3 protein-coding genes are annotated in these 2,952 nt (G+C 71.0%); 2 read left to right on the forward strand and 1 reads right to left on the reverse strand.

The genetic code is table 11. From position 1 onward, the window contains the following. Both ACM2XV_RS13810 and ACM2XV_RS13815 read left to right on the forward strand, forming a co-directional pair. Nucleotides 1–984, forward strand: a 984-nt coding sequence (locus ACM2XV_RS13810) for an NAD(P)/FAD-dependent oxidoreductase (RefSeq protein WP_487027340.1), incomplete at its 5' end; no start/stop codon positions are given. Between the two features lie 10 nt (nt 985–994). Beyond that, entirely contained in the window at nt 995–1,861 is an 867-nt protein-coding gene (locus ACM2XV_RS13815; RefSeq protein WP_487027341.1) for an aldo/keto reductase, read from the forward strand. A gap of 81 nt (nt 1,862–1,942) precedes the next feature. Here the strand turns inward: ACM2XV_RS13815 and ACM2XV_RS13820 are convergent, their stop codons facing one another. Continuing rightward, nucleotides 1,943–2,623, reverse strand: coding sequence for a GNAT family N-acetyltransferase (locus ACM2XV_RS13820; protein ID WP_487027342.1), 681 nt, complete (start codon nt 2,621–2,623; stop codon nt 1,943–1,945). Nucleotides 2,624–2,952 lie beyond the last annotated feature (329 nt).

The following is a 2,952-nucleotide window of genomic DNA, read 5'->3' on the forward strand; positions in this document are numbered from 1 at the left end:
CGCATCGCCGGGTCCGCGGCGCTCGAGGCCCTGCGCGGCAGAGCGCTCGCGCACCTGCGCGCCCAGATCGCCGACGCCGGGCTGCGCGCCGCCCTCACCCCCGACTACGAGCTCGGCTGCAAGCGCGCGGTGTTCAGCGACGACTACTACCCGGCCCTGCAGCGGCCGAACGTCGTGCTCGAGGCCAGTGCCCTCGAGCGGGTCGACGGGAGCACCGCGGTCGCGGCATCCGGCGCCCGCTACGACCTCGACGTGCTCATCTTCGCGACCGGGTTCGAGACCACGCGGCCGCCCTTCGCGCGCCTCGTCGCCGGCCGCGGCGGCGAGAGCCTGGCGGCGCACTGGAGCGCGGGCATGACGAGCCACGCGTCGACCGTGATGAGCGGATTCCCCAACCTGTTCGTCCTCGACGGGCCGAACGCCGCCCTGGGGCACCACTCGGCCTTCGAGATCATCGAGGCGCAGCTCGGCTATGTGCTCGGCGCGCTCGACCACCTCGACGCGCGCCGCGCCGATGGCGACCCGGCCCCGCTCGAGGTCGGCGCCGCGGCCGAGGCCGCATACTCGGCCGAGATCGACCGGCTCGCGGCCGACACGGTGTGGCTGCGGGGCGGATGCTCGAGCTGGTACCGCGACGAGGCAGCCGGCCGCCTCACGCTGCTGTGGCCCGCCCGCGTGTCGGAGTTCCGCGAGCGCTACGGCGTCTTCGACCCGGCGCCGTTCACGCAGGTGTCAGAGCAGCGCGACCGCCGAGGTGCCGCCCACGACCCCGCTCGAGAGGTGGTAGCCCGGCACCAGGGTCACCCCCACGATCAGGGCCGCGCACACGACGAGCCCGATGATCATCCAGACGGCAAGCCAGTTCACACCACGATCCATGTGCCCACGCTAGTTGGCGCACGAGACAGCCGCACGACACTCCCGAAAGACAGTCGCGGAATGGCGGCGGCCGTTCTGGGGATTGAAGTGGACAGACCCGATTGAGGAGATCTGAATGACTGACACTGAACTGACCGCTGCGGCATCCGGCACGTTCACCATCGGCGGCGACCTCACCGTCAACCGCCTCGGCTTCGGCTCGATGCAGCTGCCCGGGCCGGGCGTGTGGGGCGAGTCCCGCGACCCCGAGGGCGCCGTGCGTGTGCTGCAGCGCGCCGTCGAGCTCGGCGTGAACTTCATCGACACGGCCGACTCCTACGGACCGGTCGTCGCCGAGCAGCTGATCAAGAAGGCGCTGCACCCCTATCGCGACGACCTGGTCATCGCGACCAAGGCCGGCCTCACGCGGCAGGGCCCGAACATCTGGACGCCCGTCGGCCGCCCCGCCTACCTGCGCCAGCAGGCCGAGCTCAGCTTGCGCAACCTCGGGCTCGACACGATCGACCTGTTCCAGCTGCACCGCATCGACCCCGAGGTGCCCCTCGAGGACCAGGTCGGCGAGCTCGCGGCGCTGCAGAGCGAGGGCAAGATCCGCCACATCGGGCTCTCCGAGGTGTCGGTCGCCGAGGTCGAGGCCGCCCGGAAGGTCGCCGACATCGTGACGGTGCAGAACCTCTACAACGTGACGAACCGCCAGTCGGAGGAGCTGCTCGACTGGTCGGCCGAGCACGGCGTCGGCTTCATCCCGTGGTTCCCCCTCGCGACCGGGAAGCTCTCGCAGCCCGGCGGCCCGCTGGCGGCGATCGCCGACAAGACCGGCGCGAGCCCGTCGCAGCTCGCGCTGGCGTGGCTGCTGAAGCGCTCGCCCGTGATGCTGCCGATCCCCGGCACGTCGAGCGTGGATCACCTCGAGGACAACATCGCCGGGGCATCCGTCACCCTGTCCGACGAGGACTTCGAGGCGATCTCGGCCGCTGTCTAGAGCAGGGCGGTCAGACACGCGAAAGCGGTCGCCACTTCACGCGGCATCGATCGAGCGGATGCCTCAGCAGGTGGCGACCGCTTAGTCGTGCGGCTGCTCGAGCTGCGCGCGGAAGCGCTCGACCCCCTCGAGCTCGACGGGCGCGCCGAGCAGCTCGGCGTGGCGGTCGCGCACCTCGAGCCACCGCTCGCGCGACATCCGGTAGCGGTTCACGGTGCCCGCCGCGCCCTCGCGCGCAACACGCGCGATGCCGTCGAATTCGTAGCCGACCTTCCGCGACACGGCGTTCGAGCGCACGTTGTCGTCGAAAGCGCCGGAGGTCACGTGGTCGGCGCCGACGCCCTCGAAGAGCAGGTGCAGCATGAGTGCCCGCATGCGGCTGCCGATGCCGTGACCCTGGTACTCGAGCCCGAGCCACGAACCGGTCTCGACCTCGCGCAGCACGGGCCAGTCCGACCCGCTTGCGCCCTGGGACCCGACAACGACGCCCTTTGAGAGGACGGCGAACTCGAGCGTGAGCTTCTGCCCGACGTTCTGGCGCACCGCCCACTGGTAGGTGAGCACGCTACGCGCGACCTGCTCAGCGGTGCCGCGCGTCCAGGGCGTGTAGAACGGCATCGTCGCGGGGTCGTGCACGCCGCGCCCGGCCAGCTCGGCGAGCTGCACGAGAAGGTCGTCGTCGATCCAGCGCAGCTCGAGGTCGCCGGCGCGTGCGCGCACCCCGGCGGCGGGCCACAGTTCGGTCAGTGCGTCGGATGCCATCGCTCCATCGTGGCAGGACTCTTCGCGGACACTTGAACGACAGAACCATTTCTGCGCGTGAGAGCACCATTGGTGCTCGCCCGGCCCCAATGTCGCCCGCGCAGAGACATTGGTTCTCTCGTGCGAAAAAACGGTGCTCTCGTTCAAGTGCTCCGGGCAGGACGCGCCGCCCGAAACCTCAGCGCGCCGATTCGGGAACCACTGCCGCGAGCACCGCCGCCGTGAAGCGCCCCGGCCGCTCGATGCGGTCGACGTCGTCCGGGGCGTCGACGTCGCGGCGCAGGCCCGACTCCGCCGCCAGCTCGAGCCGCACGAAGCCACCGCTCGCG

It is taken from the genome of Gryllotalpicola sp. CP2-P1 (genome assembly GCF_057512245.1).

What these genes read in the sequence shown, in the direction of transcription:
- ACM2XV_RS13815 (WP_487027341.1), top strand. Translation starts at nt 995, where the DNA reads ATGACTGACACTGAACTGACCGCTGCGGCATCCGGCACGTTCACCATC.
- ACM2XV_RS13820 (WP_487027342.1), bottom strand. Translation starts at nt 2,623, where the DNA reads ATGGCATCCGACGCACTGACCGAACTGTGGCCCGCCGCCGGGGTGCGC.